At 72.0% G+C, this 26,057-nt stretch carries 27 protein-coding genes; 14 read left to right on the top strand and 13 right to left on the bottom strand.

Features of this window, described 5'->3' with window-relative positions; translation table 11 throughout:
* Positions 1 to 9: 9 nt before the first annotated feature.
* From trpM to BLV96_RS45070, 5 genes are all read left to right on the top strand, one after another.
* A complete protein-coding gene (gene trpM, locus BLV96_RS50165) occupies positions 10 to 174 on the top strand; it encodes a tryptophan biosynthesis modulator TrpM (protein ID WP_167379939.1) in 165 nt (54 codons plus the stop codon).
* A 91-nt stretch (positions 175 to 265) separates the two neighbouring features.
* Positions 266 to 1,489, top strand: a complete 1,224-nt coding sequence (gene trpB, locus BLV96_RS45085) for a tryptophan synthase subunit beta (protein WP_086670707.1) — start codon at positions 266 to 268, stop codon at positions 1,487 to 1,489.
* Positions 1,486 to 2,277: a tryptophan synthase subunit alpha gene (gene trpA / locus BLV96_RS45080; protein ID WP_086670705.1), complete on the top strand. Its 792-nt coding sequence runs from the start codon at positions 1,486 to 1,488 to the stop codon at positions 2,275 to 2,277. Before trpB ends, trpA begins: the two co-directional genes overlap by 4 nt.
* A gap of 14 nt (positions 2,278 to 2,291) precedes the next feature.
* A complete protein-coding gene (locus tag BLV96_RS45075) occupies positions 2,292 to 3,182 on the top strand; it encodes a helix-turn-helix domain-containing protein (RefSeq protein ID WP_086670703.1) in 891 nt (296 codons plus the stop codon).
* Between the two features lie 58 nt (positions 3,183 to 3,240).
* The gene (locus tag BLV96_RS45070) at positions 3,241 to 3,684 is read left to right on the top strand and encodes an SRPBCC family protein (RefSeq protein ID WP_086670701.1); all 444 of its coding nucleotides are present in this window, start codon (positions 3,241 to 3,243) and stop codon (positions 3,682 to 3,684) included.
* Positions 3,685 to 3,687: 3 nt separating this feature from the next.
* On the opposite strand, the gene BLV96_RS45065 is transcribed toward BLV96_RS45070, so the two are convergent.
* Both BLV96_RS45065 and BLV96_RS45060 read right to left on the bottom strand, forming a co-directional pair.
* Positions 3,688 to 4,677, bottom strand: a complete 990-nt coding sequence (locus BLV96_RS45065; protein ID WP_086670699.1) for an LLM class flavin-dependent oxidoreductase — start codon at positions 4,675 to 4,677, stop codon at positions 3,688 to 3,690.
* A 23-nt stretch (positions 4,678 to 4,700) separates the two neighbouring features.
* Positions 4,701 to 5,594 (bottom strand): SMP-30/gluconolactonase/LRE family protein, encoded by an 894-nt coding sequence (locus tag BLV96_RS45060; protein WP_086670698.1) that lies wholly within the window; start codon positions 5,592 to 5,594, stop codon positions 4,701 to 4,703.
* A gap of 90 nt (positions 5,595 to 5,684) precedes the next feature.
* Between BLV96_RS45060 and BLV96_RS45055 the strand changes: the two genes are divergently transcribed.
* Together BLV96_RS45055 and BLV96_RS45050 are read left to right on the top strand one after the other, a co-directional pair.
* Positions 5,685 to 6,362, top strand: coding sequence for a TetR/AcrR family transcriptional regulator (locus BLV96_RS45055; RefSeq protein ID WP_091390382.1), 678 nt, complete (start codon positions 5,685 to 5,687; stop codon positions 6,360 to 6,362).
* A 193-nt stretch (positions 6,363 to 6,555) separates the two neighbouring features.
* A complete protein-coding gene (locus BLV96_RS45050) occupies positions 6,556 to 7,836 on the top strand; it encodes an FAD-dependent oxidoreductase (protein WP_167379938.1) in 1,281 nt (426 codons plus the stop codon).
* On the opposite strand, the gene BLV96_RS45045 is transcribed toward BLV96_RS45050, so the two are convergent.
* Positions 7,821 to 8,453 carry a TetR/AcrR family transcriptional regulator gene (locus tag BLV96_RS45045; protein WP_086672395.1) on the bottom strand — a complete coding sequence of 211 codons (633 nt, stop codon included), beginning with the start codon at positions 8,451 to 8,453 and terminating at the stop codon, positions 7,821 to 7,823. The genes BLV96_RS45050 and BLV96_RS45045 overlap by 16 nt on opposite strands.
* Positions 8,454 to 8,616: 163 nt before the next feature.
* Between BLV96_RS45045 and BLV96_RS45040 the strand changes: the two genes are divergently transcribed.
* Both BLV96_RS45040 and BLV96_RS45035 read left to right on the top strand, forming a co-directional pair.
* Positions 8,617 to 9,174 (top strand): DinB family protein, encoded by a 558-nt coding sequence (locus tag BLV96_RS45040; RefSeq protein ID WP_086672397.1) that lies wholly within the window; start codon positions 8,617 to 8,619, stop codon positions 9,172 to 9,174.
* Positions 9,171 to 10,250: a winged helix DNA-binding domain-containing protein gene (locus tag BLV96_RS45035; RefSeq protein WP_086672399.1), complete on the top strand. Its 1,080-nt coding sequence runs from the start codon at positions 9,171 to 9,173 to the stop codon at positions 10,248 to 10,250. The genes BLV96_RS45040 and BLV96_RS45035 overlap by 4 nt, the downstream gene beginning before the upstream one ends.
* Here BLV96_RS45035 and BLV96_RS45030 read toward each other — a convergent pair.
* A complete protein-coding gene (locus BLV96_RS45030) occupies positions 10,247 to 11,203 on the bottom strand; it encodes a helix-turn-helix transcriptional regulator (RefSeq protein ID WP_167379937.1) in 957 nt (318 codons plus the stop codon). The genes BLV96_RS45035 and BLV96_RS45030 overlap by 4 nt on opposite strands.
* Positions 11,204 to 11,313: 110 nt before the next feature.
* Here BLV96_RS45030 and BLV96_RS45020 point away from each other — a divergent pair, with 110 nt between their 5' ends.
* Both BLV96_RS45020 and BLV96_RS45015 read left to right on the top strand, forming a co-directional pair.
* The gene (locus BLV96_RS45020; protein WP_086672401.1) at positions 11,314 to 11,772 is read left to right on the top strand and encodes a nucleoside deaminase; all 459 of its coding nucleotides are present in this window, start codon (positions 11,314 to 11,316) and stop codon (positions 11,770 to 11,772) included.
* Between the two features lie 21 nt (positions 11,773 to 11,793).
* Entirely contained in the window at positions 11,794 to 12,759 is a 966-nt protein-coding gene (locus BLV96_RS45015) for an isopenicillin N synthase family dioxygenase (protein WP_086672402.1), read from the top strand.
* 33 nt (positions 12,760 to 12,792) lie between these two features.
* Here the strand turns inward: BLV96_RS45015 and BLV96_RS45010 are convergent, their stop codons facing one another.
* On the bottom strand, positions 12,793 to 14,061 hold the full coding sequence (locus BLV96_RS45010; protein WP_086672404.1) for a GGDEF domain-containing protein: 1,269 nt from the start codon (positions 14,059 to 14,061) through the stop codon (positions 12,793 to 12,795).
* A gap of 230 nt (positions 14,062 to 14,291) precedes the next feature.
* On the opposite strand from BLV96_RS45010, the gene BLV96_RS45005 reads away from it, so the two are divergent.
* Complete coding sequence (locus BLV96_RS45005; protein ID WP_244180955.1) at positions 14,292 to 15,251, top strand: chitinase; 960 nt, start codon at positions 14,292 to 14,294, stop codon at positions 15,249 to 15,251.
* Positions 15,252 to 15,369: 118 nt separating this feature from the next.
* Here BLV96_RS45005 and BLV96_RS45000 read toward each other — a convergent pair whose 3' ends face one another.
* Positions 15,370 to 15,852, bottom strand: coding sequence for a hypothetical protein (locus BLV96_RS45000; protein ID WP_244180954.1), 483 nt, complete (start codon positions 15,850 to 15,852; stop codon positions 15,370 to 15,372).
* 127 nt (positions 15,853 to 15,979) lie between these two features.
* The gene (gene murJ, locus BLV96_RS44995) at positions 15,980 to 17,761 is read right to left on the bottom strand and encodes a murein biosynthesis integral membrane protein MurJ (protein ID WP_244180953.1); all 1,782 of its coding nucleotides are present in this window, start codon (positions 17,759 to 17,761) and stop codon (positions 15,980 to 15,982) included.
* Positions 17,762 to 17,885: 124 nt separating this feature from the next.
* Here murJ and map point away from each other — a divergent pair, with 124 nt between their 5' ends.
* Positions 17,886 to 18,668: a type I methionyl aminopeptidase gene (map, locus tag BLV96_RS44990; RefSeq protein ID WP_086672408.1), complete on the top strand. Its 783-nt coding sequence runs from the start codon at positions 17,886 to 17,888 to the stop codon at positions 18,666 to 18,668.
* A gap of 24 nt (positions 18,669 to 18,692) precedes the next feature.
* On the opposite strand, the gene BLV96_RS44985 is transcribed toward map, so the two are convergent.
* Entirely contained in the window at positions 18,693 to 18,950 is a 258-nt protein-coding gene (locus BLV96_RS44985) for a hypothetical protein (protein ID WP_086672410.1), read from the bottom strand.
* Positions 18,951 to 19,571: 621 nt separating this feature from the next.
* Complete coding sequence (locus BLV96_RS44980) at positions 19,572 to 20,612, bottom strand: aldo/keto reductase (RefSeq protein ID WP_086672412.1); 1,041 nt, start codon at positions 20,610 to 20,612, stop codon at positions 19,572 to 19,574.
* A gap of 87 nt (positions 20,613 to 20,699) precedes the next feature.
* On the opposite strand from BLV96_RS44980, the gene BLV96_RS44975 reads away from it, so the two are divergent.
* Entirely contained in the window at positions 20,700 to 21,572 is an 873-nt protein-coding gene (locus tag BLV96_RS44975) for a helix-turn-helix transcriptional regulator (RefSeq protein ID WP_086672414.1), read from the top strand.
* Here the strand turns inward: BLV96_RS44975 and BLV96_RS44970 are convergent.
* From BLV96_RS44970 to BLV96_RS44955, 4 genes are read right to left on the bottom strand one after another with little or no spacing between them, the layout of a single operon-like run.
* Entirely contained in the window at positions 21,499 to 22,095 is a 597-nt protein-coding gene (locus BLV96_RS44970) for a TetR/AcrR family transcriptional regulator (RefSeq protein ID WP_086672416.1), read from the bottom strand. The genes BLV96_RS44975 and BLV96_RS44970 overlap by 74 nt on opposite strands.
* Positions 22,092 to 22,928: an SDR family oxidoreductase gene (locus BLV96_RS44965; protein ID WP_086672418.1), complete on the bottom strand. Its 837-nt coding sequence runs from the start codon at positions 22,926 to 22,928 to the stop codon at positions 22,092 to 22,094. The genes BLV96_RS44970 and BLV96_RS44965 overlap by 4 nt, the downstream gene beginning before the upstream one ends.
* A gap of 10 nt (positions 22,929 to 22,938) precedes the next feature.
* The gene (locus tag BLV96_RS44960) at positions 22,939 to 24,105 is read right to left on the bottom strand and encodes an acyl-CoA dehydrogenase family protein (protein WP_086672420.1); all 1,167 of its coding nucleotides are present in this window, start codon (positions 24,103 to 24,105) and stop codon (positions 22,939 to 22,941) included.
* Positions 24,102 to 26,051, bottom strand: a complete 1,950-nt coding sequence (locus tag BLV96_RS44955) for an acetyl/propionyl/methylcrotonyl-CoA carboxylase subunit alpha (protein WP_086672422.1) — start codon at positions 26,049 to 26,051, stop codon at positions 24,102 to 24,104. The genes BLV96_RS44960 and BLV96_RS44955 overlap by 4 nt, the downstream gene beginning before the upstream one ends.
* Positions 26,052 to 26,057 lie beyond the last annotated feature (6 nt).

Genomic DNA, 26,057 nt, shown 5'->3' with positions numbered 1-26,057 from the left:
GCTGCGCTCGTGCCCCTCACCGTCCGCTTCGCCCGTGGCCGCCGGCCGCGTGGCTGCCAGGCGCCCGCGCGGCGCGTGCGCGGGCGCCGGGTGCGGTACGCGATCGGCTCCGAGGCGGGCCAGGTCGACGGGATGCGATGGCACCGCGTGCCGCGCGTCGCGAGGGATCACTGAAGTCTTCGTGATCCCGCGCGTTCGTGCGCTCCGGTGATCCCCGACCAGCCACGAACCACCCGGGACCTCCCGGGTCAGGAGCACCTCCACCATGGACTTCTTCTTCCCGGCCGCGGCCGGGCACTTTCCCGACGCCCGAGGGTACTTCGGTGCCTTCGGCGGCCAGTTCATCCCGCAGGCGCTCGTCGCCGCCGTCGACCAGGTGGCGGCCGAATACGAACGGGCGAAAGCGGATCCCGCCTTCGTCGCCCGGTTCGAGGACCTGCTCGCCCACTACGTCGGGCGCCCGAGCGCGCTCACCGAGGTGCCGCGCTTCGCCGCGCACGCCGGGGGCGCGCGGGTCTTCCTCAAGCGCGAGGACCTCAACCACACGGGCTCGCACAAGGTGAACAACGCGCTCGGCCAGGCGTTGCTGGCCCAGCGGATGGGCAAGACCCGCGTCATCGCCGAGACCGGCGCGGGCTCGCACGGCGTCGCGACCGCCACCGCGTGCGCGCTGACCGGCCTCGACTGCACCGTCTACATGGGAGAGACGGACATGCGCCGCCAGGCGGTCAACGTGGCGCGGATGGAACTGCTCGGCGCGCGGGTCGTGCCGGTGACGTCGGGGTCCCGCACCCTCAAGGACGCCATCAACGAGACGTTCCGCGACTGGGTCGCCCGCGTCGAGGACACGCACTACCTCTTCGGCACGGTCGCCGGGCCGCACCCGTTCCCCGCCATGATCCGCGACTTCCAGCGCGTGATCGGCGTCGAGGCCCGGCGGCAGCTGCTGGAGCGGACCGGCCGGCTGCCCGACGCCGCGATCGCCTGCGTCGGCGGCGGATCGAACGCGATCGGGCTGTTTCACGCGTTCCTCGACGACCCCGGCGTCCGCCTGATCGGGTGTGAGGCCGCCGGGCACGGCGTGGACAGCGGGGAGCACGCGGCGTCGCTGTCGGCGGGCGAACCGGGCGTCCTGCACGGCTCCCGTTCCTATGTCCTGCAAGACGACGAAGGCCAGATCCGCGAAGCCTGGTCGATCTCGGCCGGGCTCGACTACCCCGGCGTCGGCCCGGAACACGCGCACCTGCACGACTCCGGCCGCGCGGAGTACCGCCCGGTCACCGACGACGAAGCCATGGCGGCGTTCCGGCTGCTCGCCTCGACCGAGGGGATCGTCCCGGCGATCGAAAGCGCGCACGCCCTGGCCGGGGCGCTGCGGGCCGGCACCGAGCTCGGCCCGGACGCGCTCCTGCTGGTGAACCTGTCCGGCCGCGGCGACAAGGACATGGACACGGCGTCCGTCCACTTCGGACTGGAGGGTGCGCGATGAGCCTGCTCACCGAAACCCTCGCCCGTACGAAGGCGGCCGGCCGGGCCGCGCTCGTCACGTACCTGCCGGCCGGCTTCCCCACGGTCGACGGCGGGATCGCGGCGCTGCGGGCGACCCTCGACGCGGGCGCGGACATCGTCGAAGTCGGCCTGCCGCACAGCGATCCGGTGCTGGACGGCCCGATCATCCAGACGGCCGACGACATCGCGCTGCGCGGCGGCGTCCGGATCGCGGACGTCCTGCGCACGGTGCGGGAAGTCCACGACGCCACGGGCAAGCCGGTGCTGGTGATGTCGTACTGGAACCCGGTGTCCCGCTACGGCGTCGAGCGGTTCGCCCGCGAGCTGGCCGCGGCCGGCGGCTCGGGCTGCGTGCTGCCGGACCTCCCGGTGGCCGAGTCCGCGCAGTGGCGCCGCCACGCGGCGGCGCACGACCTGGCGACGGTGTTCGTGGTGGCACCGAGCAGCACGGACGCCCAGCTGGCGGAAACCGCGGCGGCCGGCACGGGATTCGTCTACGCGTCGGCGCTGATGGGCGTCACCGGAACGCGCGAGTCGGTGGACGAGGCGGCCGCGGTCCTGACGCGCCGGCTGCGCGCGGTCACCGAGCTGCCGGTGTGCGTCGGAATGGGGATCTCGGACGCGGCCCAGGCGGCCGAGGTGGCGGGGTTCGCGGACGGGGTGATCGTCGGATCCGCGCTGGTCGAGACGCTCCTGAACGCGGGCGAGCCCGAACTCCGGCAGCTCACCGCCCGGCTCGCGGCGGGGGTGCGCGTCGCGGCCGGGTAGGTAGCCTCGGGACCATGGTCTTCGACTCGGCCCGGTTCGATCTGCGGCCGTACACCGGTTTCGAGACGGATCGGTTCGTACGGCGGACGTTCTGCAGCTGGGAAGACGCGGGCTGGCGGTCGCTGCTGGTGCAGCGGTTCGAGCACGTCCCGGTCGCCGAGGAGATGGCGCTGCCCGCGGCCGCCGACCTGCACCTGGTGCTGCCGGTGTCGGGGCGCGCCGAGCTGGAGACGCGGGCCGGCGGCCGGGCGGTCCGCGAGCGCTGGCTGCCCGGCCGGGTCCAGCTCGGCCTCCCGCACCAGGCCGTGGTCCGCCGCTACCACGGGGACGCGGACATGCGCAGCGTCCAGGTGCACATCCCGCGCGACACCGTCGACGCGACCGCGGCGCGGCTGGGTGGCGACGTCCCGGACTTCGAGGCCATGGCCGCGTCCGTCGCCACCGGCGACCCGCTGCTCGAGGCGGCGGTTCGCGCGCTCGGGTCGCCGGGGACGGCGGACGACCTGTACGCCGAGACCGCGGCCGCGTTCCTGGCCACGCACCTGCTGACCCGGCACGGGCGGCTACCGGCTGGCGGGACTCCCCGGCGGGAAGACGCCCGGATGCGCGCGGCGGTGGCGTTCCTGCGCGAGCGGCTGGCCGAGCCGGTCACGGTGGCCGACCTCGCCGACGAAGTGCACCTGTCGGTCTACCACCTGGTCCGGGTGTTCCGCGCCGCGACCGGGCAGACCCCGCACCGGTTCCTCACCGCACTGCGGGTCGAGGAGGCGAAACGGCTGCTGCGCGAAACCGGCCTGCCGCTCGAGCGCATCGCCGCGCGGTGCGGTTTCGCCACGGCCGGCGCGCTGTCCGCGGCGTTCGTCCGGCACACCGGGGTCCGCCCGTCGGTCTACCGCAATTCCTGACCGGTAGACCGCAATTCCACGCCTGGGCGGCGCCATGCCCTCGTCATAGCCTGCGTTCATGAGCCGCCAGTCCTACGACGTCACCGCCGAATCCGCGGCACCGCCCTCGGCCGTGTGGGCCTTGCTGCTCGACCCGCGCAGCTGGCCGGCCTGGTCCCGCGTCGACGCCCTGGAGGCGACGCGATCGACCGGCCTCTCCTCCGACGGCCGGGACGGCGTCGGCGCGGTGCGCGCGTTCCGGACCGGCAAGGTCGTCACGAAGGAGCGGATCACCGCGCTCGAACCGGACCGCCGGTTCGCCTACGAGGGCGCCGAAAACCCGCAGCTGACCGGCTACCGGGCGGCGGTCGAGCTGACGGAACTGCCCGGCGGCGGAACGCGGATCCGGTGGCACGGCACGTATTCGGCGCGCTTCGGCATGCGCTGGTTCCTGAAGCGCTACCTGCGGCGCTTCATGCAGGGCATGGCGACCGGACTGGCCGAACACGCCGGCCCGCACTGACGGTCAGGCGGTCGCGGCGTCGAGGAACCGCTCGAGCTCGCCCCGGACGTCGGGCCCGGTCGGCTGGAACACGATCTCGGTGACGCCCTTGGCGGCCACCTCGGCCAGCCGCTCCCGCAGCTGCGCGCGGGTGCCGGTCATCGTCACGTCCCGCAGCATCCGGTGGCCGCCGGCCCGCCAGGCCGCCTGGTCGGCTTCCCCGAGTTCCACGCAGTGCCCGCGGTGGACCGCGAGGTGCCGCTCTTGCGCCGGCGTCCGCTCCACCACGGCCAGCCACTCCGCGCCGCCCGGGAGTTCGCGCACGGCCGCGGGGCCGCCGAACTCGTAGGCGCCGTGGTAGGCCAGCGCCCAGCCGGGGCCGGCCGCGTGGCGCGCGTGCTCGGTGTCGGTGGCTTCTCCCGCGTCGAGCACCGTGCCCCAGACCAGGTAGGGCACCCACGAGTACTCGGTCGCGAACTCGGGCAGCTGCAGCGTCACGTACAGGCCGTCACCGAGTTCCCGGGCCACCCGGTGGCCCTTCGGTCCCAGCGCGCCGATCAGGACGGGGACGTCGACGGGCCGGGCGGGCGCGTGGCCGTCGGGGTGCAGCATCCGCATCCGCGCCCCTTCCCACTCGACGACCTCGCCCCGCAGGAGACCGCGGTAGGCGCGGACGTAGGCCTCCATGAACGACCAGGTGATCGCGCGGTACCCCATGGCGCGGCGGCCGGTGAAGCCGGTGCCGAAGGAGACCGCGACGCGGCCGGGCGCCAGCGCGGCGAGGGTGGCGGTCGCCGCGGCGTTGACCATCGGGTGGCGCAGGCTGGGCACCAGGACGCCGGGGCCGAGCCCGATCCGCTCGGTCCGAGCGGCGGCCAGCGCGAGGGTCATCCACACGTCGGGGCTCTGCTGCGGGGTGTCGTAGACCCAAGCCCGCGCGTAGCCCAGCTCTTCGGCCAGGGCGATGTGGTCCGGGGAGTCGAGTGCGGTCGGGAAAGCGCAGGAGACCTCCATGAGGACCCTCCATTCCACTCGGTTCAGGGCAGGCCGGCGTGCGGGATGTCGACCTGGACGGCGAGCAGCTGCGCCTCCCGGACCGGCCGGCGTTCGTGCTCGGCGAAGGAGGGTGCCGCGCAGAGGTAGAGCGTCCGGCCGTCGTCGCCGCCGAGCATGCAGGCGAAGACGCCGATGCCGGTGTCGATCTCGTCGAGGACCCGGCCGCCCTCCGCGACGCGCAGGACGCGGGTGTGGACGGCGTCCGCCACCCAGATCGCGCCCTCGGCGTCGGCGCAGATGCCGTCGGGCGCCACCTCGAGGGCCGCCACCGCCTCGCCGACGTCCTCGGTCCGCGGGGTGTCCCCGAGCTGCGCCCAGACGCGCCGGCCGGTCAGCTCGCCGTCGGCACCGATGTCGAAGGCGGTGAGCCGCCCGGCGAAGGTCTCGGCGACGACCAGCACGCCGCCGGGCAGGATCACCATGCCGTTGGGGAACCCGAGGTCCTCGGCGGCGACGGCCACGCTCCCGTCGGCGTCGACACGGGTGAGCGTGGTGTAGCGCAGGGGCGCGCCGCCCATGAGGTCGAAGCCGAAGTTGCCCACCCAGGCGCGGCCGCGGTCGTCGACGACCATGTCGTTGAGCACGCCGGAGACCACACCGGACAGATCGGCGTGCTCGTCCAGCCGCCCCGACTCGTCGCGCACGAGCAGGCGGTGATCGCGCATGGAGACGACGAGCAGGCGCCCGTCGGGCAGGAACCCGAGGCCCGACGGCTGCCCGGGGACTTCGGCGACGACCTCGGCCGCACCGCGGCCGTCGATCGCGACGACCTTCTCGGTGTAGAAGTCCGACACCCACAGCCGGCCGTCGTGCCACCGGGGGCACTCGAGGTAGGAGAAGCCGTCGAGGACGACGGTCGGCGTGGTCTTTCCCATCGCGGCTCTCCTCGCGTCTTCATCGACTGACTGAGCGCCCAGTTACCATGACTCCGGCACCGGCGGGTGTCAAGCCGAGGGGAGCACGTGATGTCAGGCAAGGAGCGCCGCCGCGGCGGCGGCCCCCACCCGGCGGCACGGTTGAAGACGAAGCTCGGCCCCGAGGCCGTCCCGGACGAGTTCTGGGGCGAGCGGACGTCCCCGGTATCGCGCGCGCTGCTGTCATCGGCGGTGCAGTGCTTCGCGCGCAAGGGTTTCCACGCGACGACGACGCGCGACATCACCAGCGTCGTCGGCCTCAGCCCCGGTTCGCTGTACGTGCACTTCGCGTCGAAGGAGGCGGTGCTGTTCCACATCGCCCGAACCGGACACTCGCGAGCGCTGGCGGCACTGACGGCCGAGCCCGACGACGGCGACCCCGGTCGGCAGATCCGGCGTCTGGTGGCCGCCCACGTGACGTGGCACGCCCGCCACCACACGGTGGCGAGGGTGTGCCAGTACGAACTGGCGGCGCTCGATCCGGAGCACCTGGAGGAGATCCTCGACCTCCGGCAGCGGTTTTCCGCACTGGTGCGGACCGCGGTGGAGAAGGGAGCCCGCGAGGGGGTGTTCGACGTACCGGACATCGACCGGTCAGTGCGCGCGATCTTGTCCCTCGGCGTCGATCTGGTGCGTTGGTACCGGCTCGACGGTGCGGATTCACCCGAAGCCCTCGGCGAGTTCTACGCGGAGCTGGCCGCAAGGATGCTGAGCACTCCGTCTACTTAGGACGACACCACGGCTCGCCGCGTTCCACCGGAACACGCCGGCGAGGCCTCGGCAGCTCGAAGGTTTCGCGATCCGGCACCCCTGGACCGTTTGTGCGGCGAAGCTGCCCGGAATACTCCCGTCCGCGGCGCGGGCCGGCGTCTCCGGTGTAGAAGGGGGTGGGGCGGCCGATCGACGGGGGAAACGGGGCGCGGTGGAGCGGACGACGTGTTGCGTCGTGGGCGGGGGCCCGGCGGGCATGGTGCTCGGACTGCTGCTCGCGAGGGCCGGGGTCGAGGTCACGGTGCTGGAGAAGCACGAGGACTTCCTGCACGACTTCCGCGGCGACACCGTGCATCCGGCGACCCTGCGGCTGCTCGACGACCTCGGCCTGGGCGACTGCTTCGCGCGGCTGCCCCAGACCCGGATCACCGAGGTGGTCCTGCCCGACGGAGCCGGCGGGGTCCGGCGGATCGGCGATTTCCGCGCGTTGCGCAAGTGGGGCGTGCGGCATCCGTACGTGGCGATCGTTCCCCAGTGGGACCTGCTGAACCTGCTCGCCGACGCCGCGCGGGTGGAACCGGCGTTCCGGCTCGAAAGGGGCGCCGCGGTGACCTCGCTGATCCACGAGGGAGGCCGGGTCGCCGGGGTCCGCTACCGCACGAGCGGGCCCGGCGGCGGGACGGCCGAGCTCCGGGCGGACCTCACGGTGGCGTGCAACGGCCGGAATTCGGTGCTGCCCGCGGCGGCCGGGCTGGGCGTGACCGAGTTCGACGTTCCGTTCGACACCTGGTGGTTCCGCCTCTCGCGTCGCGAAGGCGAGCAGGTCGAACAGCTGACCCGGCGGCCGGGACGGGGACGGTTCGCGATCGTCATCCCGCGGGAGGGCTACTTCCAGATCGGGTACGTCGCGCGCAAGGGCACCGACAGCCGGCTGCGCGCTCGCGGCATCGACGCGTTCCGGCGTGACGTGGCCGAACTCCTGCCGGAGTACGCCGACCGGGTCGGCGAGCTGGTCTCGATGGACGACGTCAAGCTCCTCGACGTCCGGCTCGACCGCCGGCGCCGCTGGCACGCCGAGGGCCTGCTGTGCATCGGGGACGCCGCGCACGCCATGTCGCCGGTCGGGGGCGTGGGCGTCAACCTCGCCGTCCAGGACGCCGTCGCGACCGCGAACCTGCTGGCCGGGCGGCTACGGCGGGGTGCGGTGCGCGGGAGGGACCTCGCCCGGGTGCGGCGGCGCCGGTTGCCGTCGCTGGTGCTGGTGCAGGCCCTGCAGCGGATCATGCACGCCGATCTCGCGGGCCCGATCCGGTCCGGGGAGCAAGCGGGACCGCCGGGCCGGCTCATGACCGCGGCGCGGTGGTTGCCGGTCCTGCGCACGTTCGCGGTGTACCTCGTCGGCGTGGGACTGCGACCCGAGCGGGCCCCCGCGTCCGCCCGGCGCGGCGGCACGCCGGAAGAGCACACCGCGCTCGTTCAGTCCGTGCCCTGAGGGCCGGGCCGCGACGCGCCGAGCATGCGCAGCACGAGGCCGCCGTACTCCGTGCCGAGCGCGGCCGGCGTCTGGCGGGCGCGCTCGGTGTACCAGCGGGCGACGTCGACGCCGAGGGACAGCACGGCGCGGGCGGAGGTGTGCGCGTCGGAGACGGTGAAGACGCCTTCCTCGACACCGTCGGCGATGACCTCCCGGACGATCCGCTCGATGCGCCGCCGCAGCTCGGCGACCACCGCGAACTCCTGCTCGGGCAGGGCCTGCAGCTCGTACTGGACGACCCGGGCGACGGTGTGGCGCCGGGCGTGCCAGGCGACGAAGTCCTCGACGATGAGCCGGATCCGTTCGACGGGATCGGACTCCTTGGCGACGACGTTCTCGACGAGGGCGAGGGTCTGCTCGTGACCGTACCGGCTGATGGCGAAGAGCAGCGCGGCCTTGGACGGGAAGTGCACGTAAAGAGCGGCGGGACTCATCCCCGCGGCCCCGGCGATGTCCCGCGTGGTGGTGGCGTGGTAACCCCGCTTGGCAAAGGCTTCCACCCCGGCCAGCATCAACCGGCGAGCGGTCTCGGGCTGCACATCCGGCCACAGATCGGCCGACAGCGACATCGTCATCCGGTGATCCTCCCAGACCCCGCCGCCCGGAATGGCCGGCTCCGGTCCAGCCCATTGTAAGCGGGCGCTTGGTGCGGGACCGGCGGGCTGACGACGCCGGAAGCCTTCGATCGACCTCCGATAGCGGACACGAGCTGTCCGCTATCCCTGACATGCTCGGCGCATGACCACCGATACCGAACGCGACGACCTCATCGCCGAACTCGCCGACGCCCGGGCCGCCCTGCTGGGCACCACCGACGGCCTCACCGACGAGCAGGCCGGCGCGACCCCGACCGTCAGCGCGCTGTGCCTCGGCGGCCTCCTCAAGCACGTCGCGTCGATGGAAGAGAACTGGCTGCGCTTCGTCGTCGAAGGCTCCTCGGCCGTGCGGTACGACCTGCCCGAGGGCGTGACCTGGGCTGACATCCTCGCCGGGACCGCGCGGGAGTACCCGCAATGGATGATCGACCACCAGAACGAGTTCGCCATGCAGCCTTCCGACACCCTGGCGGCCATCCGGGCGCGCTACGCAGACGTCGCCAAGCGCAGCGAGGACGTCATCCGCACGGTGCCCGACCTGTCCGTGACGCACCCGCTGCCCGACGCGCCGTGGGACGCCCGGACCGGACAGAAGTGGACCGCGCGGCGGGCCCTGCTGCACGTCATCGCCGAGACCTACCAGCACGCCGGCCACGCCGACATCCTCCGCGAGACCCTCGACGGGCAGAAGGCGACGTGACCGTTCTCGGCCCCCTGGCTCTCAACCGCGCCACGCTCGCCCGGCAGCTCCTGCTCGACCGCGCCGAGCTGCCCGTGCACGACGCCGTCGCGCACCTCGGCGGCCTGCAGGCGCAGGAACCGCAGGAGCCCTTCACCGGGCTGTGGGCGCGGTTGCGCCGCTTCGACCCGGCCGTGCTGTCGGACCTGCTCACCGAGCGGCGCGTCGTGCGGACGCACCTGATGCGCCGGACCGTCCACCTGCTCACCGCCGAGGACGTCCTGGCGTGGCGGACGCGTTTCGACGCCATGCTCCGCCAGCGCGTCCTCGGCGTGTACCGCCGGGAACTCGACGGGGTCGACCTCGACGAGCTCGCGGCGGCGGGCCGGGAAGTGCTGGCCGACGGCGAGCCACGCTCGATGGGTGACCTCGCGCGGGCGGTCGCCGGCCGGTGGCCGTCCGCCGGGCCGCGGCCGCTCGGCGAGATGCTCGTCGCCGCGCTGATCCCCGTCGCGCAGCTGCCGCCCCGGGGGCTCTGGCGCGTCAAGGCCGGCGTGCGGAACCTGCCGCTGGCGGCGTGGCTCGGCCGCGACGTCGACCCGCTCGACCCCGGCGACGCGGTCGGGCGGGCGCTGGTGCGGCGTTACCTGGCGGCGTACGGCCCGGCGGCGACGGCGGACCTGCGCGCCTGGTCCGGCCTGGCCGGGCTGCCGGCGGCGGTGAAAGCCGTGCGCGACGACCTGGTGGTCTTCCGCGACGAGCGCGGCCGCGAGCTGCTCGACCTGCCGGACGCGCCGCGCCCCGACCCGGGCACGCCGGCGCCGGTGCGGTTCCTGCCGGCGTTCGACAACGCGATCCTCGGCTACGACGACCGGACCCGCGTCATCGACGACACCCACCGCCTGCTCTCGGTGGCCGGCGAGCGGGTGGTGCTGGTCGACGGCCGGGTCTCGGCGACGTGGAAGGTCGAGAACGCCACAGTCGTCGTGCAGCCGCTGCGAAAACTGGCCAAGAGCGAACGCCGCGAAGTCACGGAAGAAGGGAGCGCACTGGCGTCGTTCCTGAGCGACGGGGAAAGCGAGGCCGTTCGGCTCTAACCGACCGCGCGGGCGAAGCGCTCCGCCACTTCCCGCAGCCGCTCCACCAGCCCCGGCGGTGCCTCCTCCACCACGAAGTCGTACCCCCACTGCGCCAGGTAGTACGGAACGGTGTCCAGGGTGTTCGCCCCGGTCCGGACGCGGCAGCTGTGCTCGTCGATCGGCTCCACCGCCCCGGTCGTCGGCGGGACCCGCCCGGCCAGCACCGACGCGGGCGCCGCGACGCGCAGCACCAGCTGGTGCGGGTACGGCGCCGACGAGATCTGGCGCGACACGTACGCCGCCAGGTCCTCGGCCGGCGGCTCGCGGGGCGTGAACCGGAAGCTCGGCGCCGGCACCCCCGTGATCCGGTCGACCCGGAACGTGCGCCAGCCGGCCCGGTCCAGGTCGTAGGCGACCAGGTACCAGCGCCGGCCGGTGTGGACCAGCCGCAGGGGCTCGACCGACCGCTCGGTCTCGGTGCCGGCGTGGTCGACGTAGGGGAACCGCAGCCGCTCGTGGTCGCGGCAGGCCGCCGCGATCGCCGTCAGCACCGACGCGTCCACCGTCGGGCCGCCGCCGGGGAGCGACACCGTCGCCGCGCCCAGGGCGCCGACCCGCGGCCGCAGCCGCGCCGGGAGCACCTGCTCCAGCTTCGCCAGCGCGCGCACCGACGTCTCCTCGATGCCGCTGACCGTGCCGTTCGCCGCCGTGCGCAGGCCGACGGCCACCGCGACCGCCTCGTCGTCGTCCAGCAGCAACGGCGGCAACGCGGCCCCCGCGCCGAGCCGGTAGCCACCGGCCACGCCGGGCGTCGCGTGCACCGGGTACCCCAGGGACCGCAGGCGTTCGACGTCGCGGCGGATCGTGCGGACGTCGACCTCGAGCCGCGTCGCGAGGTCCGCGCCCGGCCAGTCGCGGCGGGCCTGCAGCAGCGACAGCAGCCTGAGCAGGCGTTCCGATGTCCCGTACATGGGACGCAGTGTGCCAGACATCGAGGACAGCTTCGGTCCGCGATCCGCCGGAAGGTGCAGTTGAATCGTCAAACACTTGCCACGGACCGGCCTGGGCGAAAGAGTGACGCATGCCGATCGACCCGGAAGCCCTGCTGGCCGTCGCCCGTGAAGAAGCCGAGCTGGGCAAGGCCGAGGGCGGCGTGCCGATCGGGGCCGCGCTGTTCGACGCGGCGGGCACGCTGCTGGGCCGCGGGCACAACCGGCGCGTGCAGGACGACGACCCGTCGATGCACGCGGAGACTTCCGCGTTCCGCAACGCCGGCCGCCGCCCGCACTACCGCGACACGATCATGGTCACGACGCTTTCGCCGTGCTGGTACTGCTCCGGGCTCGTCCGTCAGTTCGGGATCGGGCGCGTCATCATCGGCGAGGCGACGACGTTCCACGGCGGGCACGACTGGCTCGCCGGGCTCGGCGTGGAGATCACCCTGCTCGACGATCCCGCCTGCACCGCGCTGATGACGGAGTTCATCGCCGCGCGCCCGGACCTGTGGTTCGAAGACATCGGGGTCGAAAAGTCCGAATAGGACAGTGCTTGAGGAGCCGGTATGCCGTCAACCGTTCCGCTCGTGGACCTCTCACCGTGGTTCGCGGGCACGTCCGAAGGCCGGGCCGAGGTGGCGACGCGGATCGACGCCGCGCTGCGGGAGTCCGGGTTCCTGCTGGTCACCGGGCACGGGGTGCCGGACGACCTGCGCGATCGGACGCGTGAGCTGGCGCGGGAGTTCTTCGCGCTGCCCGAGGACGTCAAGCAGCGCTACGCCGTTACCGTCGGCGGCCGCGGCTGGCTGCCACCCGGGGTCGAGGCGAACGGCTACGCCGAGGGCACCGAGACCCCGCCGGACCTGAAGGAGTCGTTCTCCGCGGGCGCGGACCTCGGTGTCGGCGTCGCCGAGATCGACGGCTTCTGGTTCCAGCCCAACGTCTGGCCGGTGGAGGTCCCGGGCCTCGCCGAGGCGGCCACGGAGTACATGCGCCGGATGCGCGCGCTGTCCGACCACCTCCTCGAGATCTGCGCCGCGGCGCTCGGCCTGGCCGAGAGCCACTTCACGCGGCACACCGCGCACCCGACGTACACGTTCAACATCAACTGGTACCCGCCGATGACCCACGTCGGCGCGCCGGAACCGGAGCAGTTCCGGATCGGCCCGCACACCGACTTCGGCACGGTCACGGTGCTCGACCGCCAGGCCGGCGTCGGCGGCCTGCAGGTCTGCACCGCCGACGGCGAGTGGGAGGACGCGCCGTTCCACCCGGACGCGTTCACGGTCAACATCGGCGACCTGATGGCCCGCTGGACGGGCGACCGCTGGCGCTCGACGCGCCACCGCGTCCTCCCACCGGCGGCCACCGCACCCGACGAGGACCTGGTGTCGCTGATCTTCTTCTACGAGACCGACCACGACGCGCGGATCACGTCACTGGCTCCGCCCCTGGGCAAGACGACGTACCCCGAGGTGATCGCTTCGGACTACCTGCGCGAAAAGCTGAACGCGATCACGGTCGCTCAATAGCGGATTTTCCCGGCGGTCGCGCCCGGGCCGGGTTCACGACGCCGGTTCGGCGCAGATCGTCCGGTTGCGGCCCGCGGCCTTCGCGCGCAGCACCGCCGCCTCGGCCGCCAGCAGCGCGTTCTCGAGGAGCCCGTCCGAGCAGGCCGCGACACCGATCGACACCGTCACGCCGACGAACTGCGGGCCGTCGCCGGAGGCCTTCAGCGCCACCAGCGTCGAGGCGACCTTCAGCCGGATGCGCTCGGCGATCGCCATCGCGTCGAAGCGGCCGGTGCCGGGCAGCAGCACCGCGAACTCCTCGCCGCCCGAGCGGCCCACGAGGTCGGCGGCCCGGACCTCGTCGCGCAGGGTGTCGGCGACCGCGCGCAGGACGGCGTCGCCGATGCGGGCGCCGTAGCGGTCGTTGAGCTGGCGGAAGTGGTCGAGGTCGAGCAGCAGCACGGCCTGGCCCGGGCCGTGGCGGCCGAGCCGGTCCAGTTCGGCTTCCGCGGCGCCGCGCCACGACGCCGCGGTCAGCACGCCGGTGCCGGGGTCGAGGGTCACGTGGTCGCGGCGGCCGTGGCCGAGCCCGCCGCGGTGCAGCACGACCGTGGCGCCGGCCAGCACCGGGACCAGCAGCGGCGCGGCTTCGACGGCCCAGGCGAGCGGGAGGGCGGACGCCGCCATCGCGGCGTCGAACGCGTGGCCGGGCAGGGCCGCGCGGAGCGGGCGGGGGCCGTCGGCGGCGGTGACGAGCGCGGCGTTCACCGCCAGGAACACCACGCCGGCGAGGGTCAGCAGGGCGACCGTGCGCGAGTCGAGGACGTCCCCGAGCGGCCGGACGCCGGTCGCGGTGAGGAACGCGCCGGCGACGAGGCCGGCCAGCGCCGTCGCCGCGGCGCCGAACACCTGCCGGTACCCGGGTCTTCTGCGGACCCGGAACCACTGGTGCAGCGCGGAAAGCACGACCAGTGCGACGGCGAGGCCGGGCCGGAGCACGAGCACCCCGGCGAAGATCCACGGCGTGTCGACGCCGGGGCCGAGGAGGGTGTCTTCGCGGTGGCGCTCGACGGTCCGGGCGAGCTCGGCCGAGACGAGCATGCCGGCCAGGAGCAGCGCGAACGGCGTGAGCATGGCGGCCTGCGGCGGGAACCGGAGCGCGGCCAGCACGGCGGCGGCGACGGCGAGGACGTCGATCGCGACGAGGTAGAGGACCTGGCCGCGCCGCGGCAGCCGCCACAGCGCCCACCGCTGCAGGACGACGGCGGGCAGGAACCGGCCCGGGCGGCGTCCCCCGCCGGCGGCGACCGAATCCCCCACCATTTCGGCAAAGTAGCCGGAATGACGGGCGGTGTCACTCCGCCTTCAGGGGAATCTCACACCGCCGACGCTGGGCACCCGCGTGCGCACCGTGCGTCATTTTTCCGACCGAAGGAGGGTTGACACACAACATTGGTCTAGTCCACTGTGTGGTGGCACACAGCGCTCCTCCCGGGATGATCCCGCCGCCTCAAACCGGAGGTGCTCCAACCGGCAAGCTTGGAGGACCCCTGATGAAATCGATGCGCCGTCTGGTGACCCTCGCGGTCGCGGCCGGAGCCGCGATGGCGACCGCCGTCGGTCTCGCCCCGCAGGCCATGGCCGCGGTCGACCCGGTGCTCGCGTCGCCGTACCTGTACCAGTGGGGCGGGCAGACCAGCCCGACCGCGGCGATGTCGGCCACCGGCGTGAAAGCGTTTACCCTCGCGTTCGTCCTGTCGGACGGCACCTGCAACCCGAAGTGGGACGGCAGCCGCTCGCTGACCGGCTCGGACAAGACGATGATCCAGAACATCCGCAACGCGGGCGGGGACGTGATCCCCTCCTTCGGCGGCTGGTCCGGCACTAAGCTGGGCTCGAAGTGCACGTCGGCCTCGGCGCTGGCGGGTGCGTACCAGAAGGTGATCGACGCCTACGGCCTCAAGGCGATCGACCTCGACATCGAGAACACCGACGAGTTCCAGAACAACACGGTCCAGGACCGCATCCTCAACGCGGTCAAGCTGACCAAGCAGAAGAACCCGAACCTGAAGGTCGTCATCACCATCGGCACCACCACGACCGGCCCCGACTCGTGGGGCAAGCGCCTGATCAACCAGGCCAAGGCGATCGGCGCCCCGGTCGACGTCTGGTCGGTCATGCCGTTCGACTTCTCCAGCGGCGGCGACATGGCCGCGCTGACGAAGTCCGCGGTCGACGGGCTGAAGAACCAGCTCAAGACCACGTTCGGCTGGAACGACGACACCGCCTACCGGCACAGCGGCCTCTCCTCGATGAACGGCAAGACCGACAACGCGGGCGAGACGGTCACGGTGGCGAACTTCAACTCCATCCGCGGCTACGCGACGAGCCACCACCTGGCCCGCTTCACGTTCTGGGCCACCAACCGCGACTGCAGCGGCGGCGGCGAGTGCAGCGGCATCTCGCAGGACAAGTACGCGTTCACGAAGATCGTCGCCGGGTACGCCGGCTGACGCGAGACCCGTAGTGGGGCTGTCGGAGGCCCTCTCACCGGCATCGGGGCCGGTGAGGGGGTCTTCGCGGGTTTCGGGTCCCGGTGAGCGGCACCCGTGCCGGTGAGCGGGAAAGCTTTCAGCGCACCGGCGTGCCACCGCGGCGGCAGCCGTAGGGGTAGCACCGGCTCCAGTCCCATGTGGACGACGGCAGCGTGACCGTCGTCGTCGGGGACGGTGGCAGCTCGACCGTCACCGTGGGCGTCGGCGTCGGGGTCTTGCGGGCGTGCATCACCACCGGGGACGGCGTGGTCGTCTGCGTCGGCGCGGCGACCGCCGTCGACGTCGGGATACCGGTCGCCGGCTGCAGCTGCGGGAATTGCGTGGTGCCCGGAACGGGCTCGGGCCGCGATGCCAGGACGACCACCAGCCCGCCCAGCACGACCAGTACCGCCGACGCCAGCGCGATCCGGCCCGCCGCGCCGCGCGGCTCCTCACCGGGGTCGCGCCGGGCCGCCGTCTCGGCCGACCGCGAACCCGGCCGCCTCGGGCGCACCCCGGCTTCCTGCAGCAGTTCGTCGATCGACACCCGGTCCCGCCGCCTGCGCGCCCTGCGCGTCATGCACGACCTCCGCCCCATCGTTGATCGGGGTGGATATTAGGAAGCCGCGCCGGAATTGTAAACGCGCTGATCGCAGCGGTCTCGTTACCGTTTCGAGACATCCGGATCGCGCCGGTGGCCGTAGTCGTCAACGAGCCGCGAACCGCCGCAGCAGACCACCCACGCGCCGGGTCACCGGGGTGAATTCCGGGAGCCGCAGCAGGGCCAGCAAGCCGAACGGGACGGCCATCCCGAGCAAGGTCTGGACCGGCAGTTTCACCCACGCGCCCGCGACCGTGCCGAGGGAACCGGGCACGGCGTAACCGGCCAGCACCGCGGCCCCGACACCGAGCGCGCTGGCCGACAAGGTGATCAGCCCGACCCGCAGGGACCGCTTGCTGCGCAGGTGCCCGAGCCGGACCCACAGCCACACCTGCCCGAGCACGGCTCCGACGACGAACCCGGCCCCGTTCACGAGCATCACGCCGTAGACGATGTGCTCGCCGTCGAGCAGCCCGCGGCACAGCAGCAGCAACGGGATCTTGACCGCCGTCATCACGAGCATGATGAGCGTGGGCGTGCGGGCGTCCTTCATCGCGTAGAACACCCGCAGCTGCAACATGACGAGCGCGAAGGGCAGCAACCCGACGGCGGAGACGGCGAGCGTCTGGCCGAGCCGCTCGGCGTCGGCGACGGTGCCGCGCCCCAACGTGAAGATCGCCAGCCCGACCGGCGTGCCGACGACGGCGAGCACGGCGGAGATCGGCAGGAACAGCACCGTCGAGATGCGGGAGGCGAGCGAGAGGTCGCCGACGAGCGACACCGTGTCGCCGTCGGCGGCGGCGCGGCTCATCCGCGGCATCAGCGCGGTGAGCAGCGAGACGCCGAGGATGCCGTACGGGAGCTGGAAGAGCAGGGACGCGTAGCTGTACGCCGTGACGCCGCCGCTGTTCCCGTGCGTCAGCACGCGGGTGGTGACGACGAACCCGACGTGGCTGACCACGACGTAGCCGAGGATCCACGCGGCGAGCCCGCCGAACTCCTTGATCCGCGGGTCGAAGCCCCAGCGCCAGCGGAACCGGAACCCGGTGCGCAGCAACGCGGGGAAGAGCACCGCGGCCTGCACGACGATGCCGAGCGTGGTGCCGAGGCCGAGGACCAGCAGCTTCGGGTCGCCCATCCGGACCGGGTCGAGCGTCAGCTCCCCCGGCACGAGCGCGAACACGACGAGCGTGGCCGTGACGACGACGTTGTTCAGCACCGGCGCCCACGCCGGCGGGCCGAAGACGTTCTGGGCGTTGAGGATCGCCGAGAGCAGCGCGAAGAGGCCGTAGAAGAGGATCTGCGGCAGCAGCAGGTACGCGAGCGCGGTGGTCAGCCCCGGGTTGGCGGTCGGGGACGATTTGTCGACGTAGAGCGCGGTGAACAGCGGCGCGATCGCGACCGCGACGGCCGTGCCGACGGTGAGCAGCACCAGTGCCATGGTGATCAGCCGCTGCGTGTAGGCGCGGCCGCCGTCCGGGTCGTCCTGGGAGCGGACGAGCAGCGGCACGACGACGCTGGCGAGCACGCCGCCGAAGAGCAGCTCGAACACGATGTTGGGCAGCGTGTTCGCGACGGTGAAGGAGTCGTTGACGACCCCGGTGCCGACGACGGCGGCGAGCAGCAGCTTCGCGACGAACCCGGTGATCCGGCTGACGGCCGAGGCGACGGCCATCCGGCCGCTCGAGCGGGCGAGCGACGAGCCGGCGCCCTCGCCGCGGCCGGCGCTGACCGGCGAGGCGGGCGGGCGCGCGACGATCTGGGTGGCGAACTCGTCGTAGGGCCGCCGGGAGACGTCGAGGTCGCGGGTCGGCCAATGGGCGCCGCGCAGCTCGCTGGGGAGGAAGACCGTCGCCTCGTCGTCCACCGGTGGTGGGGGTTCCGCCATGGGCCCAAGCCTGCCAGGTCGGCAGGGGTTCCGGGACCGCTCACCCGGGACTGGTATTCCTATACCGGGAACGTGCTACCGTTCCGGTATAACTATACCGACCCTCTTGTGACGCGAGGTTTTCGTGATCGAACTGAAGACGCCTGCGGAAGTCGACCGCATGCACGTGACCGGCCGCTTCGTCGCCGAGATCCTGACCGAGGTCGGCGAGCTCGCCGACGTGGGCGTCAACCTCATGGACCTCGAGCACCACGTGCGCGGGATGATCAAGCGGCGCGGCGCCGAGTCGTGCTACTGGGACTACGCGCCGTCGTTCGGCAAGGGCCCGTTCCGCAACGTCATCTGCCTGTCGGTCAACGACGCCGTGCTGCACGGCCTGCCGCACGACTACGTGCTGCGCGACGGCGACGTGCTCACCGCCGACATCGCGGTCAGCGTCGACGGGTGGGCGGCCGACTCGGCGCGCACGGTCATCGTCGGCACGCCCGCCGAGGAGGACCTGCGGATCGTCCGCGCCACCGAGGAAGCCCTGGAGGCGGCGATCGACGCGGCCCGCCCGGGCAACCGGCTGGGTGACATCTCGGCGGCGATCGGGGCGGTGGCCCGCGAGTACGGCTACCCGGTCAACACCGAGTTCGGCGGGCACGGCATCGGCCGCACCATGCACGAGGACCTGCACGTTCCCAACAAGGGCACGCCCGGACGCGGGATGACGTTGAAGCCGGGCCTGACGCTCGCGCTCGAACCCTGGTTCGCCCGCACGACCGACCGGATCGTCTACGACCCCGACGGCTGGACCATCCGCTCGGCGGACGGCTCCCGCACAGCCCACACCGAGCACACGGTCGCCGTGACCGAAGGCGCCGCCCGGGTGCTGACGCGACGGGACGGCGAATCGAACACCTGAGCGAACAACGACGGTGCGTGACGCTCAGGCGGCGACGGTGATCTCCAGTGCGGCGCGGCCGGCCTCGGTCAGTTCGGCCGGCACGCGCCCGGTGGCGGCTTCGACAGCGGGACGCAGGTAGCCACCGTGGGCGAGCGCGTGGGCCGTCATCTGATCGCAGCACGCGAATCCGTCGATGAAGAGGTCAGGCTCGCAGCTGCACGACATCTGCGCACGTCCAGCGGCCACCGCCTTCAGCATCGCCATCGCGCGGTGGGTGAGCTCGACTCCTGAACCGGACACCGGACTGCCTTCCTCTGCGGTCTTGCTACGTATAGTCATTCGCCCGTTGGGACTATTGTGTTACTTGTAGCACTATGACGTTTCGGAGCAGATCAGGGTTCCGGTGGGTCTCGGTCGGTGTCGGTGAGCGGTTCGGGGGTCTCGGCGAGCGGTCGGTCGGATGCGCCCCAATGTGGCCTTCGGTGCGTCAGACGCACCCAATGTGGCCTTCGGTGCGTGAGACGCAACCAAGGCCACATTGGGGCGCTCGTGCCGGACGTTGAGCGTGGTCGCAAAAGACCGTTGCCTTGTGCGGTGCAAAAGACCGTTGCCTTATGTCGTCCAAAAGACCCTCGCCTTGTGCCGTCCAAAAGACCCTCGCCTTGTGCCGTCCCTCCTAAAAGATGCCCTCGCCGGGCGGGCAGGCTCTGGGATGGCCCTTGCAGTCCCCTTGCTCTGGCGGGTGGGTTGCTGGGTGGTCATCCCGTCGCCTGAACGAGGCCTATCACTTTGAGCCGGGCCCGCAAGCCTGCGTTGTTCCCTCATCTCGGGCAGTGGGTTGCGGGCCCGGCTCAAAGTGATTTACCGGCCTCAGGCGACGGGATGACCACCCAGCTGTTCTCTCGGGGTGCCGAGTTGCCCCTACTTGCGGGGCTCGAACTTCAGTTCGCCCCTCATTACTGCTCCGATGTGGTTGCTGGCCAGTACGTCGTGTGGGTAGCCCAGCTCTATCGCGCTTGCCTCCTCGAGCCGGTTCAGCTGCGCCCTGGTGAACTCGACCTTTAGTGCCGCCAGGTTGTCCTCCAGTTGCTCGGGGGTTCGGGCTCCGATGATCGGGGCCGTTACCGCCGGGTTTTGGAGCAGCCATGCCAAGCCGACCTGGGCCGGTGTGTGTCCCAGTTCCTTCGCTATCTCCGTCACCACGTCCGCGATCGCCAGGTTTCGCTCCGTCACCATCCCCAGCGCCGCGTTGAAGCTCTCCCGGGCGCCCTTCGACGCCCCTGAGCGGTACTTGCCCGTCAGCAGCCCGCCCGCCAGTGGTGAATACGGTGTCACCCCCAGCCCCATCGTCCGGGCCATCGGGATCAGGTCGCGCTCCGCCGCTCGGTTGATCAAGTTGTACTCGACCTGCAGTGCCACCAATGGGGACCAGCCGCGCAGGTCGGCGATCGCCTGCATGCGCGATATCTCCCACGCCGGGGCGTTCGAGATCGCCACGTACAGCACCTTGCCCCTCGCGACCAGGTCGTCCAGGCCGCGCAGGATCTCCTCCACCGGGGTCGTGAAGTCCCACACGTGCAGGTACAGCACGTCCACGTAGTCCGTGCCCAGCCTGCGCAGGCTCGCGTCCAGCGATGCCACCAGGCTCTTGCGGTGCGCTCCCGATGAGTTCGGGTCGCCGGGGCGGCGCAATGTCGTGTACTTCGTCGCCAGCACGAGGCTCTCTCGGTGGTCACCCGCGAATTCGCCCAGCAGGCGCTCGGCGCTGCCGTCGGTGTAGGTGTTCGCCGTGTCGATGAAGTTGCCGCCGCGCTCGATGTACGTGTCGAACAGCTTGCGGGCTTCCGCCTTCTCCGCTCCCCAGCCCCACTCCGTGCCGAACGTCGCCGTGCCCAGGGCCAGCGGGGAAACCCGCAGCCCGGAACGGCCCAGCAGCCGGTAGGTGTCCAGTGTCAATGCCATGGCGGTGAGTCTCCGCTCGCGGCGAGACCGCGTTAAGGGAAAGGACTTCCTGGGAACACCAGTCCCACCTTCGCTGTTGCAACGATCATGACGACCCCCACCGCGGAGCTCGCGGCCTTCCTGCGGACCCGGCGGGAACGCCTGGACCCGCGGGACTTCGGCCTGCCGCCGCGCCGGCGGACTCCGGGGCTGCGCCGGGAGGACGTCGCCGAACTCGCCGGGATCAGCGTCGACTACGTCGTCCGGCTGGAACAGGCCCGCGGGTTGCGGCCCTCGGTTGACGTCGTCGAAGCGCTGGCCGGGGCGCTGCGGCTGGCTCCCGACGAACGCGCCTACCTCTTCGACCTGACCCGGCAGCGCCCGCGTGATGACGGTGAACTCGCCATCGCCGCAACGCCGCCGCTGGCGCGGCTCGTCACCGACCTGTCGCCGCTGCCGGCCATGCTGCTCAACCACCGCTACGACGTCCTGGCCTGGAACCCCGAGATGGCCAGGCTGCTGGTGGATTTCGGCACGCTGCCGCCGGCTCGGCGCAACGCGATGTGGCTGTGCCTGATGCACCCGCTGGTGCGCGAGTTCTACGTCGACCGGGAAACCGTCGTGCGGGAGGGGATCGCCCACCTGCGTGCCGCGTGGGCCGCGCACCCGGACGACCGGGCGCTGTCCGGCCTCATCGACGAACTGACCGGCGGGAACGCGGAATTCGCGCGGCTGTGGGCCGAACAGGACGTCAAGGTCAACGGCCGCGGGCAGAAGGTCGTGCGGCACCCCGAGGCCGGCGTCCTCACCGTGCAGTTCGAGACGCTCCGGCCGGTCCAGGACCCGGACCAGCTGCTGGTCATCCACCGCGCCGCCGACGAGCGGAGCCAGGCCGCGCTGGACCGGCTCACCCGAGCCGCAGCTCCAGCGTCCGCGCCCACTCCCGCACGATCTGCTTCCGGCGGCGCGCGTCGTCCGTGAGCAGGTTCGCCAGGCCCAGCCCGCGACCGAGGTCGAGGGTGGCCTGGACCAGTTCGCGCACCCCGGGCCGGGACTCGTCGACGCCGAGCAGCTCCACCGCCACCCGGTGCGCCTCGCGGCCGACCCGCGCTTCCAGGGGCACCAGCACGTCCCGCAGGGCCTCGTCGGTCGCCGCGACCGCCCACAGCTGCAGGGCCGCGCGGAACAACGGCCCGGTGTAGAGGTTCAGCACCATCTCGACCACGTGCTCGGTGCGCGACGGCCCGCTCGGCAGGTCCGCGGCCTGCGCTCGCAGCTCGTCGATCTGGGCCTGGCCGAGCAGGTCGACCGCCGCCACGACGAGGTCCTCGCGCGTCGGGAAGTGGTGCTGGGCCGCGCCGCGCGAGACGCCGGCGCGTTCGGCGATCCCGGCCACGGTGACGCCGTGCCAGCCGCGCTCGCCGAACCCGTCGAGCGCGGCCTCGATCAACCGCCGCCGCGTGGTGCGGCTGCGTTCCTGCTGGGGTTCGCGGACGCCGGTCAAGCCGGTTCGACCCAGAAGTCGAGCTGCAGGTCTTCCTCCGCGGTGTCGCCGACGCGGTACTTCGCGAAGTCGGTGACGCCCTCGGCCCGCAGCACCTCGTCGTCGAGGAAGAAGTTCCCGGTGACCTCCCGGCTCGGCTTGGTCAGGATCGCGTACGCGGCGTCGGCCATGATCTCCGGCGTCCGGCTGCGCGACGCCAGCTCCGCGCCGACGACGTTGCGGATCGCCGCGGTGTCGATCGTGGTGCGCGGCCACAGCGAGTTCGCCGCGATGCCGTCCTTCTTCAGTTCGGCGGCGAGCCCGACGGTCACCAGGCTCATCGAGTACTTCGCGATGCTGTAGGCGAGGTGTCCGGCGGTGAACCACTTCTCGTCGAGACTGATCGGCGGCGACAGCGTCAGGATGTGGGCGTTCGCGGCGTTCTTCAGGTGCGGGAGGGCCAGTTTGGACAGCAGGAACGTGCCGCGCGCGTTGATGTCCTGCATCAGGTCGTAGCGCTTCATGCTGACCTGCTCGGTCGGCGTGAGGTCGATCGCGCTGGCGTTGTTGACGACGATGTCGATGCCGCCGAACTGCTCGGCCGTCTTCGCCACCGCGGCGGCGACCCCGTCGTCGTCGCGGACGTCGCCGAGGATCGGCAGCGCGTGCCCGCCCGCCTTCTCGATGGCTTCGGCGGCCGTGTAGATCGTGCCGGGCAGCTTCGGGTGCGGCTCGGCCGTCTTGGCCAGCAGCGCGATGTTCGCGCCGTCTTTCGCGGCCCGGAGCGCGATCGCTTCGCCGATGCCGCGGCTGCCGCCGGACATGAGGATCGTCTTGCCGTCCAATGTAGACATAACGACTCTCCTAGTAGGACTTGGGCAGGCCGAGGCTGTGCTGGCCGACGAAGTTGAGCACCATCTCGCGGCTGACCGGGGCGATCCGGCCGAGCCGTACCGCCGTGACCAGCGTGCCGAGGCCGTACTCGGTGGCGAGGCCGTTGCCGCCGTGGGTCTGCACGGCCTGGTCGGTCGCGCGGATGGCGACCTCGGCGGCGGCGTACTTGGCCATGTTGGCCGACTCCCCCGCGCCGAAGTCGTCGCCGGAGTCGTAGAGCGACGCCGCCTTCTGCGTCATCAGCTTCGCCAGCTCCAGCTCGATCTTGATTTCGGAGAGCGGGTGCGCGAGGCCCTGGTGGGCGCCGATCGGAGTGCCCCAGACCTGGCGCTGGTTGGCGTAGGAGACGGCCTTGGAAAGCGCGTACCGGGCGATGCCGAGGGAGAACGACGCGCCCATGATGCGCTCCGGGTTGAGGCCGGCGAACAGCTGCGCGATGGCCGCGTCCTCCTCGCCGACCAGTGCCTCGGCGGGGAGCTTGACGTCGTCGAGGAACAGCGAGAACTGGTTCTCCGGCGCGATGATGTCCATCGGGATCTTCGTGTACTCGAAGCCCTCGGTGCCGGTCGGCAGGATGAACAGCGCGGGCTTGAGCCGGCCGGTCTTGGAGTCCTCCATGCGGCCGACGACGAGCACCGCGTCGGCCTCGTCAACGCCGGAGATGTAGACCTTGCGTCCACTGAGGACCCAGCCGTCGCCGTCGCGCTTGGCGGTGGTGGTGATCTTGTGCGAGTTCGACCCGGCGTCCGGCTCGGTGATCGCGAAGACCATCCGCTTGCTGCCGTCGGCGATGCCGGGCAGCCACTGCTTCTTCTGCTCGTCGGTGCCGAAGCGGGAGATCACGGTGCCGCAGATGGCCGGCGAGACGACCATGAGCAGCAGCGGCGAGCCCACGGCGGCGAGTTCTTCGAGGACCGCGGCGAGGTCGGCGATGCCCGCTCCCCCGCCGCCGTACTCCTCGGGGATGTTGACGCCGAGGTAGCCGAGACGCCCGGCCTCGTCCCACAGTTCGTGCGTCTTCTCGTCGGCGCGGGCCTTCTTGGCGTAGTACTCGTGCCCGTACTTGGCGCCGAGCTCGGCGACGGCCTTGCGAAGCGCGATCCGCTCCTCCGGCTCGATGAAGTTCATGGCGTTCATTCTGCTTCTCCCACCACCGCGAGGATCGTGCCCACTTCGACCTGCTGTCCCACTGTCACCGGCAGTTCCACGACCACGCCATCGGCGGGAGCGGCGATCCGGTGTTCCATCTTCATCGCTTCGAGCCACAGCAACGGGTCGCCCGCCTTCACCGGGTCCCCCGCCTGGACGGCGAGCCGGACGACGGTGCCCGGCATCGGGGCGACCAGCGATCCCGCCGCGAGAGCCGCGTCCGGGTCGGCGAACCGCGGCTCGGCCTTGAGCGCCACCGAACCGAGCGCGGAGTCCACGTAGGACACGCCGTCGTGGCGGGCGACGTCGAACGCGCGCCGCACGCCGGCGACGTCCAGCACGACCCGGCCGGGTTCGTTCGACACCAGCTCCACGTCGAAGCCTTCGGCCCGGAGCCCATCGCGAGTCAGCGAGTAGACCACCTCGTACTCGCGGTCGGCCACGGTGAAGACCTTGCGCTGCCCGGCCGAGCGCACGTTGCGCCAGCCGCTGGGCAACCTGCCTTGCGTGGTCGCCGACGCGCGATTACCCGCCGCGTCCGCCAAAGCCGCCGCGAGAGCCGAGAGGCGTTCGGTGTCGGGCGTGGCCAGCGGCGCGGCGAGGGTGTCGAGGCCGTGGCGGTCGAAGAACGCCGTGTCGGTCTCCCCCGCCAGGAAAGCCTCGTGCCGCAGGATGTTCACCAGCAGGTCGCGGTTGGTGACGACGCCGTGGATCTTCGTCGCGGCGAGGGCCTTGGCGAGCCGGCGGGCGGCTTCGGCGCGGGTCGGCGCCCAGGTGATGACCTTGGCGAGCATCGGGTCGTAGTGGACACCCACCACCGAGCCGGTCTCGAAGCCGGAGTCGAGCCGGAGCCCGGGGCCGTGGGTGAACGCACGGTCCACATCGGGCACTTCGAACGTGTGGAGCGTGCCGCTCTGCGGCTGCCAGCCGGCCGCCGGGTCTTCGGCGTAGAGCCGGACCTCGATGGAGTGCCCGACGGTCGGCGGCGGGTCGGCCGGGAGCCGCTCGCCCTCGGCGACGCGCAGTTGCAGCGCCACGAGGTCGAGGCCGGTGACGTTCTCGGTGACGGGGTGCTCGACCTGCAGCCGCGTGTTCATCTCGAGGAAGTAGAACCGGCCGTCGGGCCCGGCGAGGAACTCGACCGTGCCCGCGCCGACGTAGTCGATGGCCTTGGCTGCCTTGCGCGCGGCGTCGAACAGCTCCTCGCGCATGGCGGCGTCGACCAATGGCGAGGGTGCTTCCTCGACGACTTTCTGGTGCCGTCGCTGGATGGAGCACTCCCGCTCCCCCACCGCCCACACCGTGCCGTGGGAGTCGGCGAGCACCTGGACCTCGATGTGGCGTCCGGTCTCCAGGTACCGCTCGCAGAAGACGGTCGGGTCGCCGAACGCGGACCCGGCTTCCGCACTGGCACCTTCCACCGCTTCGGCCAGTTCGTCGAGTGAGCGGACCACGCGCATCCCACGCCCGCCTCCACCGGCGGAAGCCTTGACCAGCAACGGAAGGTCGTCTTCGGTCACTGACGACGGGTCCAATTCGGACAGCACGGGCACCCCGGCGGCGGCCATCAGCCGCTTGGACTCCACTTTGGAGCCCATGGTCTCGATGGCCTCCGGCGGCGGCCCGACCCAGGTCAGCCCGGCGTCGAGCACGGCCCGGGCGAAAGCCGCGTTCTCGGACAGGAAGCCGTAGCCGGGGTGGACGGCGTCGGCGCCGGTCTCGACGGCGGCCTTGACCAGCAGTTCGGCGCGCAGGTACGTCTCGGACGGCGCGTTGCCGGGCAGCCGGACGGCCGCGTCGGCTTCCGACGCATGGGGTGCGGCGGCATCGGCGTCGGAGAACACCGCCACGGTGCCGATCCCGGCGTCACGGCAGCTCGAGAAGACGCGGCGGGCGATCTCGCCACGGTTGGCGACCAGCAGGTTCTGGATCATCGCTCA

Source organism: Amycolatopsis pretoriensis (assembly GCF_900107925.1).
GTDB lineage: Bacteria > Actinomycetota > Actinomycetes > Mycobacteriales > Pseudonocardiaceae > Amycolatopsis > Amycolatopsis pretoriensis.
This window is presented reverse-complemented; position numbering and strand designations above follow the sequence as displayed.

Bases quoted from the DNA above. Each gene is read 5' to 3' on its own strand.
- BLV96_RS45015 (WP_086672402.1), top strand. From the start codon at position 11,794: ATGCCGTCAACCGTTCCGCTCGTGGACCTCTCACCGTGGTTCGCGGGC.
- BLV96_RS45070 (WP_086670701.1), top strand. From the start codon at position 3,241: ATGAGCCGCCAGTCCTACGACGTCACCGCCGAATCCGCGGCACCGCCC.
- BLV96_RS45010 (WP_086672404.1), bottom strand. From the start codon at position 14,061: ATGGTGGGGGATTCGGTCGCCGCCGGCGGGGGACGCCGCCCGGGCCGG.
- BLV96_RS45065 (WP_086670699.1), bottom strand. From the start codon at position 4,677: ATGGAGGTCTCCTGCGCTTTCCCGACCGCACTCGACTCCCCGGACCAC.
- BLV96_RS44965 (WP_086672418.1), bottom strand. From the start codon at position 22,928: ATGTCTACATTGGACGGCAAGACGATCCTCATGTCCGGCGGCAGCCGC.
- BLV96_RS45020 (WP_086672401.1), top strand. From the start codon at position 11,314: ATGCCGATCGACCCGGAAGCCCTGCTGGCCGTCGCCCGTGAAGAAGCC.
- BLV96_RS44960 (WP_086672420.1), bottom strand. From the start codon at position 24,105: ATGAACGCCATGAACTTCATCGAGCCGGAGGAGCGGATCGCGCTTCGC.
- BLV96_RS45055 (WP_091390382.1), top strand. From the start codon at position 5,685: ATGTCAGGCAAGGAGCGCCGCCGCGGCGGCGGCCCCCACCCGGCGGCA.
- BLV96_RS45000 (WP_244180954.1), bottom strand. From the start codon at position 15,852: ATGACGCGCAGGGCGCGCAGGCGGCGGGACCGGGTGTCGATCGACGAA.
- BLV96_RS44955 (WP_086672422.1), bottom strand. From the start codon at position 26,051: ATGATCCAGAACCTGCTGGTCGCCAACCGTGGCGAGATCGCCCGCCGC.
- BLV96_RS45045 (WP_086672395.1), bottom strand. From the start codon at position 8,453: ATGACGATGTCGCTGTCGGCCGATCTGTGGCCGGATGTGCAGCCCGAG.
- BLV96_RS45075 (WP_086670703.1), top strand. From the start codon at position 2,292: ATGGTCTTCGACTCGGCCCGGTTCGATCTGCGGCCGTACACCGGTTTC.
- BLV96_RS45005 (WP_244180955.1), top strand. From the start codon at position 14,292: ATGAAATCGATGCGCCGTCTGGTGACCCTCGCGGTCGCGGCCGGAGCC.
- BLV96_RS45030 (WP_167379937.1), bottom strand. From the start codon at position 11,203: ATGTACGGGACATCGGAACGCCTGCTCAGGCTGCTGTCGCTGCTGCAG.
- BLV96_RS45060 (WP_086670698.1), bottom strand. From the start codon at position 5,594: ATGGGAAAGACCACGCCGACCGTCGTCCTCGACGGCTTCTCCTACCTC.
- trpB (WP_086670707.1), top strand. From the start codon at position 266: ATGGACTTCTTCTTCCCGGCCGCGGCCGGGCACTTTCCCGACGCCCGA.
- BLV96_RS45040 (WP_086672397.1), top strand. From the start codon at position 8,617: ATGACCACCGATACCGAACGCGACGACCTCATCGCCGAACTCGCCGAC.
- BLV96_RS44975 (WP_086672414.1), top strand. From the start codon at position 20,700: ATGACGACCCCCACCGCGGAGCTCGCGGCCTTCCTGCGGACCCGGCGG.
- murJ (WP_244180953.1), bottom strand. From the start codon at position 17,761: ATGGCGGAACCCCCACCACCGGTGGACGACGAGGCGACGGTCTTCCTC.
- BLV96_RS44980 (WP_086672412.1), bottom strand. From the start codon at position 20,612: ATGGCATTGACACTGGACACCTACCGGCTGCTGGGCCGTTCCGGGCTG.
- trpA (WP_086670705.1), top strand. From the start codon at position 1,486: ATGAGCCTGCTCACCGAAACCCTCGCCCGTACGAAGGCGGCCGGCCGG.